15 protein-coding genes are annotated in these 16,719 nt (G+C 40.5%); 6 read left to right on the forward strand and 9 right to left on the reverse strand.

Annotated features, from left to right (window positions below; translation table 11 throughout):
* Window positions 1–27 precede the first annotated feature (27 nt).
* From ACINWC323_RS00950 to ACINWC323_RS0119425, 3 genes are all read right to left on the reverse strand, one after another.
* The gene (locus tag ACINWC323_RS00950) at window positions 28–834 is read right to left on the reverse strand and encodes an SDR family NAD(P)-dependent oxidoreductase (protein WP_009516015.1); all 807 of its coding nucleotides are present in this window, start codon (window positions 832–834) and stop codon (window positions 28–30) included.
* Window positions 835–973: 139 nt separating this feature from the next.
* On the reverse strand, window positions 974–1,423 hold the full coding sequence (locus tag ACINWC323_RS00945; RefSeq protein WP_032881784.1) for an SRPBCC family protein: 450 nt from the start codon (window positions 1,421–1,423) through the stop codon (window positions 974–976).
* A gap of 245 nt (window positions 1,424–1,668) precedes the next feature.
* Window positions 1,669–1,941: a hypothetical protein gene (locus ACINWC323_RS0119425; protein ID WP_032881779.1), complete on the reverse strand. Its 273-nt coding sequence runs from the start codon at window positions 1,939–1,941 to the stop codon at window positions 1,669–1,671.
* Window positions 1,942–2,325: 384 nt separating this feature from the next.
* Here ACINWC323_RS0119425 and aguA point away from each other — a divergent pair, with 384 nt between their 5' ends.
* The 4 genes from aguA to ACINWC323_RS00925 all read left to right on the forward strand — a co-directional run bounded on the left by aguA (window position 2,326) and on the right by ACINWC323_RS00925 (window position 5,594).
* Entirely contained in the window at window positions 2,326–3,390 is a 1,065-nt protein-coding gene (aguA, locus tag ACINWC323_RS00940; RefSeq protein WP_032881781.1) for an agmatine deiminase, read from the forward strand.
* A gap of 56 nt (window positions 3,391–3,446) precedes the next feature.
* Window positions 3,447–3,755 (forward strand): DMT family transporter, encoded by a 309-nt coding sequence (locus tag ACINWC323_RS00935; protein WP_009516023.1) that lies wholly within the window; start codon window positions 3,447–3,449, stop codon window positions 3,753–3,755.
* Between the two features lie 3 nt (window positions 3,756–3,758).
* Entirely contained in the window at window positions 3,759–4,073 is a 315-nt protein-coding gene (locus ACINWC323_RS00930) for a DMT family transporter (RefSeq protein ID WP_009516030.1), read from the forward strand.
* Window positions 4,074–4,541: 468 nt separating this feature from the next.
* Window positions 4,542–5,594, forward strand: coding sequence for an AraC family transcriptional regulator (locus ACINWC323_RS00925; RefSeq protein WP_009515903.1), 1,053 nt, complete (start codon window positions 4,542–4,544; stop codon window positions 5,592–5,594).
* Between the two features lie 5 nt (window positions 5,595–5,599).
* Here the strand turns inward: ACINWC323_RS00925 and ACINWC323_RS00920 are convergent, their stop codons facing one another.
* Window positions 5,600–6,541 (reverse strand): LysR family transcriptional regulator, encoded by a 942-nt coding sequence (locus ACINWC323_RS00920; protein WP_009515993.1) that lies wholly within the window; start codon window positions 6,539–6,541, stop codon window positions 5,600–5,602.
* Window positions 6,542–7,330: 789 nt separating this feature from the next.
* On the opposite strand from ACINWC323_RS00920, the gene ACINWC323_RS00915 reads away from it, so the two are divergent.
* Complete coding sequence (locus ACINWC323_RS00915) at window positions 7,331–8,245, forward strand: LysR family transcriptional regulator (RefSeq protein ID WP_005287006.1); 915 nt, start codon at window positions 7,331–7,333, stop codon at window positions 8,243–8,245.
* Window positions 8,246–8,336: 91 nt separating this feature from the next.
* Here ACINWC323_RS00915 and ACINWC323_RS00910 read toward each other — a convergent pair whose 3' ends face one another.
* The 3 genes from ACINWC323_RS00910 to aptA form a co-directional block, all read right to left on the reverse strand.
* Window positions 8,337–9,731: an amino acid permease gene (locus tag ACINWC323_RS00910; RefSeq protein ID WP_009515983.1), complete on the reverse strand. Its 1,395-nt coding sequence runs from the start codon at window positions 9,729–9,731 to the stop codon at window positions 8,337–8,339.
* Between the two features lie 96 nt (window positions 9,732–9,827).
* Window positions 9,828–11,390: a CoA-acylating methylmalonate-semialdehyde dehydrogenase gene (locus ACINWC323_RS00905; protein ID WP_009516026.1), complete on the reverse strand. Its 1,563-nt coding sequence runs from the start codon at window positions 11,388–11,390 to the stop codon at window positions 9,828–9,830.
* A 62-nt stretch (window positions 11,391–11,452) separates the two neighbouring features.
* Window positions 11,453–12,835: an omega-aminotransferase AptA gene (gene aptA / locus ACINWC323_RS00900; RefSeq protein ID WP_171062231.1), complete on the reverse strand. Its 1,383-nt coding sequence runs from the start codon at window positions 12,833–12,835 to the stop codon at window positions 11,453–11,455.
* Between the two features lie 96 nt (window positions 12,836–12,931).
* Between aptA and ACINWC323_RS00895 the strand changes: the two genes are divergently transcribed.
* On the forward strand, window positions 12,932–13,852 hold the full coding sequence (locus ACINWC323_RS00895; RefSeq protein WP_009515996.1) for a LysR family transcriptional regulator: 921 nt from the start codon (window positions 12,932–12,934) through the stop codon (window positions 13,850–13,852).
* A gap of 74 nt (window positions 13,853–13,926) precedes the next feature.
* Here ACINWC323_RS00895 and ACINWC323_RS00890 read toward each other — a convergent pair whose 3' ends face one another.
* A complete protein-coding gene (locus ACINWC323_RS00890) occupies window positions 13,927–15,294 on the reverse strand; it encodes an MFS transporter (protein WP_009515882.1) in 1,368 nt (455 codons plus the stop codon).
* A gap of 91 nt (window positions 15,295–15,385) precedes the next feature.
* The gene (locus ACINWC323_RS00885; protein ID WP_009516016.1) at window positions 15,386–16,666 is read right to left on the reverse strand and encodes a DcaP family trimeric outer membrane transporter; all 1,281 of its coding nucleotides are present in this window, start codon (window positions 16,664–16,666) and stop codon (window positions 15,386–15,388) included.
* Between the last annotated feature and the right edge of the window lie 53 nt (window positions 16,667–16,719).

Here is a 16,719-nt window from a genome sequence, read left to right on the forward strand (position 1 = left end):
TCTGAATTGCCAAGTTCTGATTTTGGCTTAAAGATCTGCTTCCAATTTATTTTTTAAACGTTTATCCATGCGCTGAAACAATGGTCGGGACAGATTCATCATCCAGGTCGGTACGGTATTTAACAGTGCATTGGCCACCAACCCGGTCTTGCTGCTAACACGATAGGATTTTTCAGTAATCGCTTTCACAATCCATCCTGCTGCCGTTGCTGTATCCAGCATTTTCATATGTTTATAAATTGCTGTTTTAGAAGACATCGGTGTTCTAACCATCGGAAAATATACAATGCTGACATCAACACCTTTGTCCTTAAGCTCCATAGACAAAGAGCGGGAAAAAGATTCAAGCGCGGATTTACTGGCCAGATAGGCTGAGAATAAAGGAATGGGAACTTGCGTTGACATGGTCGAAATATTCACGATATGTCCTGCACCATTTTCCAGAAAATGCGGCAATATATGCAGGGTCATATTCACCGCAGCAAAATAATTAATCTGCATGGTGCGTTCATAATCATGTAAACGATCAAGTGACTCGAGTATAGGACGTCGGATTGATCGCGCTGCATTATTGACCAGCGCATCAATCTTTTGATGCTCGGCCAAAATCAAGGCGACGCAGGTTTTTAACTGCGCTGGATCGGTAATATCGGCCGGATAAATAAAGACCTGCCCCGATTGCGCCTGAATCGCCTTTTGAATACGTTGTAATTCTTCAGCACGCCGTGCAATAAGGCAAACTTTTGCACCTGCTTGTGCCAGTTGAATTGCCGCTTCTTCACCAATTCCACTGGAAGAACCAGTAATTATAATTGTCTTATTGCTGAGATCCATTATTTTTCCTTTATATTGGATGTTGAACGTCTGATGGCGGGCTATGCATTCTGCGATATAGAGCCTGAATCAGTTTTTGCCAGAGAATGCGACTGTTCCAATAGAGAATATAACTAAATATCACCGCTACTTACGATGATCATTGAGGCTTGTATTGATCAATTTTTGTTGCAACTTGTTTTAGTCCACGTGTGGCAGACCACTTGAGTTGGGCCAAAACCAATGTTGCCAGTAAAGGGATTTTGCTTTGTAGCCAGATGCTATAGTTCAGATAGGTAATACCTTCTTTCTCTTCAAATTCCAGACGACCTAAATGAAAAGGAAATATACTGTTTTTTAACATTTGATATTCAATCATCTGATTGGGAATAATTTTGGTAATTTCCTCCTGAATAAACTTAAAAGATCCTATGCCCATATGCCGTATCGAACCTACACCATCCCTATTATTAGAATCTTCAGAAGTTTTGATGACTACAGAATCCAATGGCCACAAGATCATATTAAATGTTCTATGTTTGCAAAAAATAGGAAAAACCAGGTCTAAAGGCGCATTAATCCTTTGCTTCATCACAATATATTTAGACATCTTTTGTTCTCTACAGTCAGACATAAAAACTCCAGAAGACTTTGATTCTTTCCTTAAAGCGAGATGAGATCTAAAGCACAGAATCAGGCTAGATTGTTCTGTTTAGAGCTGGCAAATATTGCATAAGGAAAAGTCTGAAGGTTCAACTATATAAACATTATAAAAGTATATCTTGACGATATATCACCTCATTTGACTATGTGTGCCACACCATTAAAAAAGCAGATGATTTAATCAATAAAAATTTAACAATCACACTCACCAAACATATTATAAATAAAATATACGGGTGCATCTTTTGGATAGACATCGGTGTCCTTCACCACAAAAATTATATTTTTACTTAAAAGCGTTAAAGCATTCGCATGTCGACTCAGAACCTCCCCACAAGCTACTTTTCCATTTATTTTATTAGCATGACGTTCAAACTTTATGAAAAAGACTTTCTGCCCTGGTTTTATCTCAGATGCCTTGATCCTTTTATATAAACCACACTTTTTACAAACCCATTTTTTCATTATTGATCCAAAATAAAAATATAATATTAAAAAAAAGGTGGCAAAGTTCAACAAGATAAACACTAAAAATTATCAGTTTGGTATTTTTTAATAAAAGCTATATTTTAAAAAACCTACTTAACCTTTTTTTTAAATTACTTAATCATTTTGGGCCATTTATAATATTGGCTAATCCCTTCATCAAGCTATCACATTTTTTCTTAATTTCTTCACAAGCCTTCAACATATTAATGTACCTAAATTTTTATTGAAAAAATTTAATTTCAATCATATTAAAATTTAAAAAAACCATATTCTTTCAAAAAAATTGAAATGTATTATTTTAACTTTTGAAAAAATATGATCTAACATGAAGTGAACTTAACCTGATCCGAATTTTTTGAAATGAAAAACCCTCTATACACAATGCCTGCCGAATGGGAACCACAACAATGCATCTGGATGATCTGGCCTTATCGTACTGATAACTGGAGACAAGATGCGGCCCCAGCCCAGCAAGCTTTTGCACAAGTTGCTACAGCTATTTCCCGGACTACCCCGGTATATATGGCTGTCCCGAAAACAGAAATGCATAAAGCAAAAAGAATTATGCCTGCTGATATTACGTTGGTTGAAATTGAAAGTGATGATGCATGGATGAGAGATACAGGACCTACGATCGTTAAGGATCAATCCGGCAACAATATAGCTATTGATTGGATCTTCAATGCCTGGGGCGGAGAAAATGGTGGCTTATATTCCAATTGGGATAAAGACCTCAAAGTCGCTAGTCAAGTGGCCCATTTTCATTCAATTGACCTATATAAAAGTAGTTTGATTCTGGAAGGTGGAGCAATTCATGTTGATGGTGAAGGCACTTTGTTAACTACCGAAGAATGTTTACTCAATCCAAATCGCAATCCTGAGTTAACCCGTTCTCAGATAGAGGATGAGCTTTCAAAACTATTAAACATCAAACAGTTCATCTGGTTACCACTCGGTGTATATAACGATGAGACAGATGGTCACATTGATAATATGTGCTGTTTCGTACGTGCTGGTGAAGTAGCACTACACTGGACAGAAGATAAAGATGATCCGCAATACGAACGCTCAGTCGCTGCATTAAAAGTACTTGAAACGACCAAAGATGCTCAGGGCCGTACTTTCAAAGTATGGAAACTACCAGCCCCCGGGCCGCTGTATTCAACTGAAGAAGAAACAATCAGTGTTGAGAAAGGTCTGGCGATTGAACGGTTTGAAGGTAATCGTCTGGCTGGTTCTTATGTGAACTATTTAATCAGTAATAAGCAGATTATTTTCCCTTTACTTGATGAGCGCACTGATGAACAAGCCAAAGCCCTGTTCCAACAAATGTATCCTGATTATTTGATAACCGGTGTACCAGCAAGAGAAATTTTACTTGGGGGTGGAAATATTCATTGTATTACCCAGCAGATTCCCCAATAGTTTATTTACTAATTCAATCACTTTGATTTCTTTTCAATTGCTTATGGTGCGTTCTTATGGTTTGGTTATATTTGTTGATTGCCAGTTTATTTGAAATCCTATGGGCAATTGGTTTGAAATACGCTGAAAGTCTTATTGAATGGTTATTCACGATTTTCTTTATCATTGGCAGTTTTCTGTTTTTATTACTAGCGGCAAAAAAAATAAAAGCATCGTATGCCTATGTATTTTTTGTGGTTTTTGGAACAGTAGGAACATTTATCTTTGATATCTATGTGATAGACAATCCTTTCAGACCTATTTCATTGGTTGCCATTGTATTGATCATTACTGGTGTTGTGAAGTTAAAACAAATTGGAGATTAAATAATGAGCTGGCTATTATTAATTGCATCTGGAATACTGGAAATATTTGTGGTGAAAAGTATAAGGGATATTACTCAGAAAAAATACCGAACCGCGATACCACTCTATGCAATCTCACTTTCATCTTCACTATTTTTATTACATATGGCCATGGAAACTATTGATGTTTCAATTGCCTATGCAGTTTATACAGGAATAGGAGTTGTTGGAACCATCCTGATGGGAGTTTTCTTTTGGAATGAGCGTAGGAGCTTGGAAAAGTTTTTTTATGTCAGCTTGATTGTATCTGGCGTTATCATTTTAAAAGTATCGACTTAAAAACTAATATAAATTGAAGTGTTTTGCACTATTTAATTTAAAATAACATTAAACTCTAACATCTTTATAACTAAACTTCTATTTTAATTATATTGATAAAATTTATCTATTATCTATAAATAAATTCAAATAGCTAACCTTTTATTTTCTTTAAAGACAGAAGATTCTATCTAAACGCAATACCCAACCAATAAAAATAAACAATTGATTTTAATGTTAATAATAAAAATTATAGGCTCATAATTAAAAAATATTTACTAAGACTAAAAAATAAAAACTCCCTAAAAATTTACATCTGTTTAACAAAGTACAAAATAATTAGGAGAAAATATGTATTTTTCAATTTAAAATTGAAAGTTATTCAATTTTAGGCCACATTAACAATTGTAAAACGCTTCACTAAAATGAATTTCATGCTTTGGCCCTTCCTGTCTTATATGATCCATTCTGAAAGAGCATAACTCCATCATGATTCATAGTAATTATCTTAATATTTTGCTTGACATAGCTGCTGATTATTTTATTTCAAAACAGGAACTTATAAGAAAAATATCGATTCCCTTATGTTTATTTAGTGACAATCCACCTGAAACATTAAAATTTTCTGACTGGATTAAAATTATTTCCAATTTGCTCGAACGTCTTCCAGAACAAGGTATTGGATATAGGTTTGGACTTAACTGTCGAGTTACATCACATGAAACCCTTGGATTTGCCATGCTTTCAAATGATACGCTTGGTAATGTAATTCTGGATCTACAAAAATACTTTAACATTCGCCTTCATAAGATGGACTTTCAAATTCATAATAAAAATAATAAGGTTATCATCACCATTCACCCTCTTTATGAGCTTCCCAAAGGCATGGATTTAGAAAAAAAAGAGGCAATTAGTCGGTTTCTTACTGAAGTAGCTATTGTGAATATCATTACGAATCTTAAAGAAATTACAGATTATGAAATTACGGGTTTGTATGTACAACTGAAGTGGGCGCAAAACTCTTATCATGCTGCTTTTGAAAAGCACCTTCCCCCGTTTAAATTCAATCAGGATAAAAACCAGATCATCTTTGATCTTAAATGTCTGGATCTTCCCCTTAAATTCAGTTCAAAACCAGCTTATAATTTTGCCATTCATCATGTTAAGGAAGAATATTTAATTGCTCAAAATCAGAAGAGCAAAATTATTTCTTTAGTGCATAAAAATATCAAACTGATACCTCATGAGGGCTTTCCGACACTCACAGATACAGCAAAAAAGCTGCGTGTCTCTGAAAGGGTCCTAAAGAGAGAGTTGATGCTAGCTAATACAACCTTTTCTTCTTTAATACAGATGAAAAAATTTATGCTGACCAAACAATTGATTTCATCCAATAAAAGTATTCAAGAAATCTCTGATATTCTTGGTTATAGCCATATCAATGCATTTTCTAGAGCTTTTAGAAGCTGGACTGGTAAAAATCCAAGAGATTATATTCGAGAACAGAAAACCCGGCCAAACCATTCAAGCTCATTGTATTAAAAATATCAGCTTTTGGGCTGCGGAAGCTGATCTAGCATATGAGGGGTCAGAACCTCAAATTTTTTAACCAGAAAATCCAGAAAGAAGCGGATTCTTGGTGCAATATATTTATTCTTATGCATGACTGCATGAATCCCCACTTCTCGCACTATTCCTTGCGTCAAAATTGCTTGTAGATTCCCTTTTTTTAGATCCGAAGCGACATCCCAAATAATTTTTCTTGTAATGCCGTGACCTGCCAAAGCCCACATTCTGGCTTGAACACTATCATTAGTTTCCCATGCAGTCTCCATTGGCACCACGTATTTTGAATGTTGGTTATCAAAATTAAAATAATATTCATTTAAGGGACCACTCTCTGTCACAAGAACAATAAACTTATGTTTAGCTAGGTCCAAAGGTCTTTCAGGTATACCATATTTTTCCAGATATACTGGTGATGCGCAGAGTACGCGCCAGTTAGGCGCCAGATAACGGGCGACCAGCAAATCATTATCTGGCAGGCCAAATCTGATAGCAATATCAATATCATCGTGGATCAGATTAGAGTTTGAATCAGTTAAGGTCAGTGAAATACTGAGGTGCTGATAAATCAGACTAAACTCCTCAATCCATTGACTAATCAAATTACGGCCTAAATCAACTGCGACAGAAATTCTAATTTTTCCTTTGACTGCAGACTGTTTATCTTGCAAAGCAATTTCTGCATCCTCTATAGCTTGTAAGGCAATTCTACAATATCTTAAAAAAACCTGTCCTTCATCAGTTAGCCTTAAACTGCGGGTTGTACGATCAAATAACTTAGCTTCGAGTGAAGATTCCAGCTTTATTAATCGGGCGCTGGCGGCTGCGGGCGAGATTCCCATCTTACGACCGGCGGCAGATAAACTCTTTAATTCTGTTGCCTCTACGAAAAGTTGCATATCACCTAAACGATCAGTCGCCATTTTAAGTCTAGACTACTAAGTTATCCAAATACAGACACTATCAAATTAAACTTAACCAATCAAATTCATATAAACGAATAATTGTATTTGATTTATGAAACGGTATATCCATTTCCTGATGTCTCGGCTAGATAGGATGACAAGCTTGAAACATGGTTCTTTATTGCCTTTAATGGCACTGATCTCAACCGTTTTTTGCTACAGTTAAAGAATTCCTTCCCCCTACAGTTTCAATGGACTAAATTACATTGGAAATTAAGATAAATGAAACCAAGGCATAATATTTGACACCTTAGATGGTAGTATTCCCTTAATTATATTTCTCCTTAAATATATTAAAAAACCAGTACAGCTATGAATGGTGGAATTATCATCCAACCTCAGTGCCCCCTTAAGCTCGAAAAATATGGATACGACCTTCTGGGGACGCGGTATATTCGGGCAAAGAATGGCGATTAATCCTAAAAATAATATTGTGATGGTACAATGGAGTGCCTGGGATTCCGCCCGTCCATCGGCAGAGATTGAAAATGAAAAATGCCCTGTTCTTTAATGCCGTAACGAATTACCTGAATCAGTAGAGTCTCAGGACAATACTGGCACATCAGGTCAGTATTGTTCCCGCTTTAAAGCATAGTTCCTTAAAATTCAGTTGAGCGACCGGGTTATATTTCTAAAACAGGTTTTTTGCGCAGGCTGTATCCGCTTTTCAATAAGAAACAATCCTGCTACCCCAGCCTGTCATTAAGTCTATACAATTGTTTTCATTATTTTAATCTAGATGTGTGCATGAAAATAGAAGAAGAACTGACCCTGAAAAAAATCCAGATTTTTTTAGCGTTTATGCGCCATGGCAACTTGTCAAAAACTGCTGATGAAATGCAAATCAGTAATGTCAGTGTGCATAAGGCCCTGCATTCACTGGAAAGTTCTCTGGGTTGTCCTTTATTTAAAAATGAAGGACGAAACCTGATCCCCCTGAAAAGTGCCTACGTGTTACAGGAGCATTCGCAACAACTGGTTCAGGATCTGCTCAATGCTGTCAATAAAACCCGTGAAGCAGCAGGCTTTGCTGCAAAAATTTTAAAACTGGGTTCACTCTATTCCTTGACGGTCAATACCATTCCTAATGTTATTAGCGGATTGAAATTAAGACGAGGCGAGCTGGACATCCAGTTGCTGCTCAGCTCAAATCTGGATCTGGTCAAGAAACTGAAATCGACTGAACTGGATGCCATCATTGTGGCACTAAATGACACCACCTGCGATGCTGATTTTGAAAAACTGCCGATGTTTCAGGACAATATTTATTTAGCTGTCAATAAAAACTCTGCATTGGCGACCCTGGACAATATCGACCTGAGCAGCTTGAAAGACGAAAAATTTTTAACCCTTTCACAAGGCTTTGCAACGCGCAATGATTCGGACATTTTGTTTGAAAAGGCTGGCATCGATCCCAAAGTGTTTTTACAAGTCAGTGATATTTTTACCTTGATCAGTATGGTCAGCACGGGTGTAGGTTTGGCCCTGTTGCCGGGGCGCATCTCAACAATTTATGAAAGCTCGGTCAAACTTATTCCACTACAGGCCCCTTATCAGATCAAACAGGAAATTGGTCTGGTATTTCTTAAAAGTAAAGAGCGCGATCCAAATCTGCTGGCCCTGATCGCCGAGTGCCGTATGTTTGCAAGACAATATTTCTAATCTATTATTATTCCCGGCCCCCAGTTAATTCATTTTTATCTAAAAATAGAACCTTAGCCGAACAAGACAAGGTTCTATTTTGCTTCTCTTGCTATCCATCAAGATGCATCACTACAGTTCTAGTGGTTTTCTTCTTTCGGGTCACAATCAGTCCACAAATCACCACGCCTATGGTGACACTCAAGGATAAGGTCGTTTCATAACTATACTGCGGTGAAAAGAACATATAAGCCAATACACTCAGGATAATGAGGATCACGAACCAGGTTAACCAAGGAAATAACCACATTTTAAATGGCACTTCCACGCCAGCTTTTTCCAGTTTTGTTCTTAAGCGTAGTTGTGAAAATGCAATCACCAGATAGACCAGTAAGGCAATTGAACCGGTACTGGAGAGTAACAACCCGAACACCTTGCCTGGAAATGCATAATTGATGACACAACAAATAAGGCCAATAAATGTTGAGGAGAACACCGCAACTACAGGTACACCCGCGTAATTGATATGGGTAACTTTGCTCGGTGCTTCATGACGGGTACCTAAACGGAATAACATACGCGAGGAGGTATAGATCGCCGCATTCATACAGCTTGCGACTGCAATAAATACGACCGCATCAATAATAAGTTTAGTTCCGGGAACATTCAGGCTCATCAGGACATACTGGAAAGTGCCATACTTTTGCAAATCTGGTGAGCGCCAGTCGACCAGGGCGACCGCAATAAACATCGAGACCACAAAGAATAGGATAATACGGTATAGCACCAGATTGGTGGCCCGTCTTATTTTCTGTTGCGGATTAGAGGATTCTGCTGCTGCAATCGACACAATCTCCACACCGAAAAATGAAAATGCCGTAATCAGGATTGCGGCTAAAATGCCGCCAACGCCATGTGGCATGAATCCCGAATTGTTGTATAAATTGGCAACACCGCTGACATTTTGCGCTAAAGGCCAGAACCCGGAAATCGCCAATATACCAATGATAATAAATCCAATAATGGCAACCACTTTGATTAAAGAGAACCAGAACTCAAATTCACCAAAACTTTTGGTACTGAAAAAGTTGGCCAGACTCAAAAAAACGATAAAACAGAAAGCATAAGTGGAAACCGAAAAATAAGGAAACCATGAATATAAAATTTGCGCACCCGCAATCGCTTCGACAGGAATCGCCAATACCCAGAACCACCAATATAACCAGCCAATCGTAAATCCTGCCCAGGGACCTATCGCCTTACGTGCATAAGTTGAAAATGAACCGGTATCGGGTTCCAATACGGCCATTTCTCCGAGCATACGCATCACTAGAAACACCATGATGCTGGTGGTCAGGTAGGCCAGAATCACTGCAGGGCCTGCCTTGGCGATCGCGGCCGATGAACCGACAAATAAACCTGCACCAATCACACCGCCGATACTAATCATTGTAATGTGGCGATTTGAAAGTCCTTCGCCTAATTTTTTTGTTTTAACGCTATCCATATTTTATTCCTTAAAATAATTTGGGTTAGTTCACGACATGTTTTAATTCCTATCCAAAGAAAAAGGGAAAACTCAGGTTTTCCCTTGATGCAAAAATTAATTTAAAGTTGGCATCGCGAACTGTTTGGCTTCACGGACTTGCGCAGAAGGCCAGCGTTGGGTAATGGTTTTGCGACGGGTATAGAAACGCACGCCATCCGGGCCATAGGCATGGAGATCACCAAATAATGAACGCTTCCAGCCACCAAAGCTATGATAGGCCACCGGCACGGGTAAAGGCACATTGATCCCGACCATACCGACCTGGATATGACTGCTAAAATAACGGGCGGCTTCACCATCACGGGTATAGATACAGGTTCCGTTACCATATTCATGCTCATTGATCAGTTGCATGGCTTGCTGCATGGTATCTACCCGCATCACTTGCAATACGGGCCCAAAAATTTCCTGTTGATAGCTAGTCATCTTCGGTGTGACCTGATCAATCAAGGTCGGCCCGACAAAGAAACCATTTTCATAACCAGCAGGTTTGGCATCACGACCATCGACCACAATTTTTGCACCTTGCTGTTCTGCACTCTGAATGTAGGCTTGCACCTTATCTTTATGGGCTTGCGTGATCAAGGGGCCAAAATCATTATTGCTATCGGCATAATGCCCAAATTTCAGTTTCTGCATTTCTTGGGTCAGCTTCTCAATCACAATATTTGCGACTTCATCACCAATCGCCACGGCGACTGAAAGTGCCATACAACGCTCGCCGGAAGAACCGAAAGCAGCACCTAATAATGAAGTCACCACATTATCAATATCTGCATCGGGCATAATAATGGCATGGTTTTTTGCACCGCCCAAGGCCTGACAACGCTTACCTGCTGCAGTGGCCGTGCGATAGATATATTCAGCGATAGGGGTTGAACCGACAAAACTGACCGCCTGAATTTTTGGATGGTGTAATAAGGTATCGACGGCTTCTTTATCACCGTTCACCACATTAAATACCCCATCGGGTAAACCCGCCTGTTTTAGTAATTCAGCCAGGAATAATACGACTGACGGTGCTTTTTCTGAAGGCTTTAATACAAAACAGTTACCACAGACCAGTGCCATCGGGAACATCCACAACGCCACCATTGCGGGGAAATTAAACGGGGTAATGCCTGCAACTACACCTAAAGGCTGAAATTCACTCCACGAGTCGATATCTGGCCCGACATTTTTTGAATATTCACCTTTGAGTAGCTCTGGTGCACCACAGGCGTATTCTACATTTTCAATGCCGCGTTGCAGTTCCCCTTTCGCATCATGGGAAATCTTGCCATGCTCCTGTCCAATCAGTTCACAGATTTTTTCAGCATTTTCTTCCAGTAACTGTTTGAACTTAAACATCACGCGCGCACGCTTGATTACTGGTGTGTCACGCCATGCCGGAAAAGCCTGCTCTGCCACGTGAACCACTTGATTCACCGTTTGAGAATCTGCAATTTCAACCACTTTACTGATTTCACCTGTTGCCGGATTATAAACAGGCTGTCTTTTGGCAGACTTGGACACCACCTTTCCATTAATAAAATGTCCAAGCACCTGCGTTGCCTGTGCTGCTTGACCATCATGGCTTTGCGTCGTTTCACTTGAAAAATGTTCTAAGTTATTCATCTCTTATTCCTTGTATGGGATCATGTCTTCCGATTGATTTGCTTTTGAGTTAAAAATTGAATTTATTTCACCTGATAAAGTGCATCGCCAACCGCATTCATCAATCTTGATAATTGCGCCTCGGTGCTATTAAACATTGGGCCAAACTGCAAGGTATCCCCACCAAAACGGACAAAGAAACCGGCTTTCCAAAGTTTCATTCCAAGTTCAAAACCTCGGATCGTGGCATCACCATCGCGTGGCGCCAGTTGTACAGCACCAATCAGTCCACAATTACGGATATCCAGAATATGTGGTGCACCTTTTAATTCATGTAGGAGTGTTTCAAAGCTTGGTGCCAATGCCGCAGATTGCGCCAATAAATTCTGTTTTTCCAACACATCCAGTGTGGCTAAAGCTGCTGCACAGGCCACCGGATGTGCGGAATAGGTATAACCATGCGTGAACTCAACCGCATGCTCAGGTAAATCTTGCTGCATGAAAGCGTCATAGATGTCATGACTTGCCACAACTCCACCGAGTGGAATTGCACCATTGGTAATCTGTTTGGCAAAATTTAAAATATCGGGGGCGACACCAAAGTACTCGGCTGCGGTCCATTTCCCCATACGACCAAAGCCAGTAATCACCTCATCAAAAATCAACAAGATATCGTGCTGGTCACAGATTTCCCGGAGTCGTTTTAAATAACCGGTCGGCGGTACAATACAGCCTGCAGAGCCTGAAACAGGCTCAATAATCACAGCTGCAATATTGGACGCATCATGTAACTCGATCAGCTTGAGCAGTTCATCTGCCAGCTCAATCCCGCCTGTTTCTGCACAGCCTTTGGTAAAACTCAAGTCGGGTTGCAAGGTATGAGGCAAATGATCCACATCCATCAACTGACCAAACATTTTACGGTTGCCGCCGATTCCGCCAAGGCTGGTTCCTGCGACATTGACGCCGTGGTAACCACGCGCACGGCCAATCAGTTTGGTCTTGCTGGGTTTCCCCTTAATCCGCCAATAGGCACGCGCCATCTTGATTGCAGTATCAGCTGATTCCGATCCAGAATCCGTAAAAAATACATGTTGCAATTTTTCAGGCATGTGCTGAATAATTTTTTCTGCCAGTTGAAACGACAAGGGATGCCCAAACTGGAAGCCAGGAGAATAATCCAGTTTTGATAACTGCTGGCTCACCGCCTGCTGGATTTCCGGCAAAGTATGCCCTGCCCCACATGTCCATAACCCAGACAAGGAATCATAGACTTCACGGCCTGTGCTATCCATTAAATAGGCGCCTTTCGCTCCCACAATGATACGTGGGTCTTTATGGAAGTTACGGTTGGCAGAAAATGGCATCCAGTGTGCTTGATAATTGAGGTTCATCTGGGCGCTTGGTGATGTTGCTTCCAATGCTTCATCACGGTCATTTGCGGTATCGATATCAAACATAATCACTCTTCTTGTTTTGTGGTTATCTCTGGAGTGTACAGAGCCAAATAGTTTTGATAAATTCAAATTGTCTTGAGTTTAGATATAAAAAAGCAAAACTAAATGAAACCGAAAAAATTAAATCAAGTGACTGATTTTGATATAAAACTTCTTAAAATATTTAAAACGGTTTGTGACTGCCATAGTTTTAGTTCCGCTGAAAGTATTCTTGGGATTAGTCGCTCAGCCATCAGTCTGCACATGAGTGATCTGGAAAATCGCCTAGGCATCCGGCTGTGTCAGCGTGGACGTGCCGGCTTTGCCCTCACCGACGAAGGACGGGAAATTTTGGAATATATCGAAGTTCTAACGGCTTCGATTGAAGACTTCCGTGCCAAAATCAATCAGATGCACAACCAGCTCAAGGGAGAATTTAATATCGGGATTATTAATAATCTGGTGACCATGCCCAGTCTGTATATCACCAATACGCTGGCCCAACTTGCGGAAGAAAATGCAGAAGTGGTAATTAATATCAGTATGAGCACCCTTTCCGATATCGAATGCCGGGTACTGGACAACCGTTTACACGCGGGCGTAATTCCTCTGGTGACGCCCTTGTCTGGACTGGATTATTTACATTTATATGAAGAAAAGTCATTTCTCTATTGCGGCAAAAATCATCCTTTGTTTAATCATCTGGATGAAATCAAATCGAAGGATCTGAATAACTGGCAAGCGGTGCTGCCGAATTATGCAATGACTGCAGAAGCATCGAAACTACATCAACTTCTGGACTGTTCAGCCACCGCCAGTGACCGTGAAGGCATTGCTTTTATGATCCTGACCGGGAAATTTCTTGGCTTCCTGCCCGATCACTATGCCAAGAAATGGGTCGATGATGGTTTTATGCAACCGGTTCTGCAACAGGTCATTCATCATAGCACTCCGATTTGCCTGATTACCCATAAAGGCAAAAATTACAATATGGTGTTAAAAGCATTTATGGATATTCTAAAAACTAGAATTATACCGCTAAGTTAGTGCATTTTTAGACAAAACAAAAAGCCGATTGCAAACACCATCGACTTTCCTGTTCCAGAGATTAATAATACTGGTTAAACTTCGCCTGTTTCTGCTGCCTTTAGCCTGGAGTTGTCTGTCATTTTACTGCCATGATCTGACTCGTGCCGTTTTAGCATTGATATGGCAAAGATCGCAATGATGGCTGGAATGGCAATCATCACAAAATTGAGTTTATGTGGCAGCCCTAAACTCAGTAATATCCCAGTCAAAATTGGCCCAACAACTGCACCCAGTCGCCCTACTGAAGAAGCACAGCCAATACCCGTGGAACGAATACTTAAAGGATAGTATTGAGCGACATAACTATAAAGCAGGATTGATGTTCCAATTGTTGCTGCCCCCGCTACTGTCACCAAACCATATAACACATATACTGGCGAGTTATAGCCCAGTCCTAGCAACGCAAAAACGCCAGCAACAAACATGGTTAAAATCACCGGCTTCAAATGGAATTTATCTGCAAGGATTCCTCCTGCGATCGCACCAATCATGGCACCGACATTCAACGCCAGCAGGAATAAAATACTTTTGCCTAATGAATAACCTGCTGCCAGCATCAGTTTCGGTAACCAGCTATTTAGGGTATAAACCATCAGCAGGCACATAAAGAATAATACCCAGAACATGAATGTACTTAACGCACGACCTTGCTGGAATAGTGCTTTAGCAGAGCTCCCTGTCACCAGATTATCTTCATTTAAATATAATCGTGTATTGCGGCTTAATGCTTGTTCGGGTGCGATTTTTTGGATAATGGTATAAGCCTGCTCAGTCTTGCCAGTTTTAACCAAGAAGGTTAAGGACTCGGGTAAGAACTTCCATAGAATCGGTAATAATAGTAAGGGAATACCTGCAATCAGGAACATGATTTGCCAGCCTTGGCTTTCTACCAGATAACTGCCGAGCAATGCAGAAATCATTCCACCAATCGCATAGCCACTAAACATGCTCCCCACCAAGGTACTGCGTATGCGCTTTGGTGCATATTCAGAGGTTAATGCCACCAGATTCGGCATTACCCCCCCAATCCCCAAACCAGCCAAAAATCTCAAGGCACCAAACTCAAAAGGACTTGATGCAAAAGCACCTAAAAAGGTAAAACCGCTAAAAAAAGCCACACAAATCAAGATGACATTTTTTCGACCAATTTTATCAGCCAAAGCACCAAAAAATATGCCACCAATCATCATTCCACATATCGCAGTACTGGCCAGCATACCTGCCTGTACCGCTGTGAGTGACCACTCTTGCATCAGCACAGGCAAAACTACACCATAAATTACCAAGTCATAACCGTCAAAAATAATAATCAGTAAACACCAGAGCAAAATACTCCAGTGAAAAGGGGTAAATTTTGCCTGGTCAATGATTGCATTGACATTCAGCCTCGAATCCGTCATTTATACATCTCCTCAATGAGATAAATCCCTGTTTATTTTTTAAAACAACATAGTGCATCCTAAAGAAAAACAATATTATTCAAATCCTTAATTAAAAGTCGTAACTCGCCATCATGTTAACGCGATTATCAATCCCGTTACGGCCGTCGAAGGTTTCACGCTCGCCATAGACATATTCCACGCCCAAGATAATTGGCTTGTACGGGTTGTACATCGCATTAATCCAGCCCTGCCATAATTCTTTATTCTGGGTGAGATTGCTTTTCTGGATTTCAGCAAAGCGATTGTCATCCTTGGCCTTCATATAGCCATAACCTAAAGTGGAGCGCAGCTGGGAATTAAACTGATGGGTGATGCCCGCAGAAATCGTATCGAATTCGTTGCTCTGAATATTATTTTGATCATCAATCACATAACTATTATTGGCCCAGAGCAGAAAGCGACCATCCCCTTTGACATGGTAATAATCAGCTTTTAAAAAGGTTTGCGGACTCAATTGATATTTGCCCCCTAGCCCAACACCCCATGCCCATTGCTTGTCGGTACTGGTTTTTTTCTCAGCCATAAACGTTCGGCCTGATAATAGCGAGCCATTGTCAAATTTATGATTGAGGCGTCCCACCAAGGCAGGCATACGCATTTCATTGTCCGGATCTGAAGTCGCAGTATATTTTGGGTCTTCAATCGCGACCGCAAAACTGGTGTTTGCCGAGAGCTTATCGCTATAGCGCAGCATCGGTGAACGTTGCAAGGCACCGCCCACAAAAGTTCCGGCATCCACCGTTTCCGGATAGTATTCAGGTGCAATAAACGTTGACCAGGTCTGACCGATCAGCCACTGATCCAAAGTGATATACGCATGACGGATACGGAATTGATCCCGCGTTGCGCCCCCAAAGAAATCCATTTCCAACTTACCGCCCACCTCGCCAGCGACACTCGGTGTTTTAAAGTTTAGCCCCAGACGCGTGACATTGACGGTTGAGTGTAAACGGTCTTTTTGCTGTGCTTCCTCTGCCGTGTGTTCCAGTGGCACAGCACTGATATTGTTATACATGGTCGATGCACCTTTGGCCTGATAAGAGGCATCGGCACGGATATAACCATATAAATTGACCTCTGCACCGCCTTTACTCAGGTTCAGCTTAGGGGCTGTTGTCTCTTGGGGTGAAGCCGTCACAGCCACTGGATTGGCAGGTTGTACAGGAGCTTTTTGCTGCACATATTGCTGCAACATCGCCCTTAATTGTTGTACTTCCTGTCGGAGTTGTGCAATTTCGGCCTGATCCGTTGCTGCATAAACAGGTGACATCATCGTTATAACTGACAGCGCCAACAGACTTTTTTGTACCGTTAAAATAAACTTATCCATTTAAATCAATTTCCTTTTTCGCTGATCTTCCCGACCTTTTAAGATCATTGTTT

Source organism: Acinetobacter sp. WC-323, assembly GCF_000314615.1.
GTDB lineage: Bacteria > Pseudomonadota > Gammaproteobacteria > Pseudomonadales > Moraxellaceae > Acinetobacter > Acinetobacter courvalinii.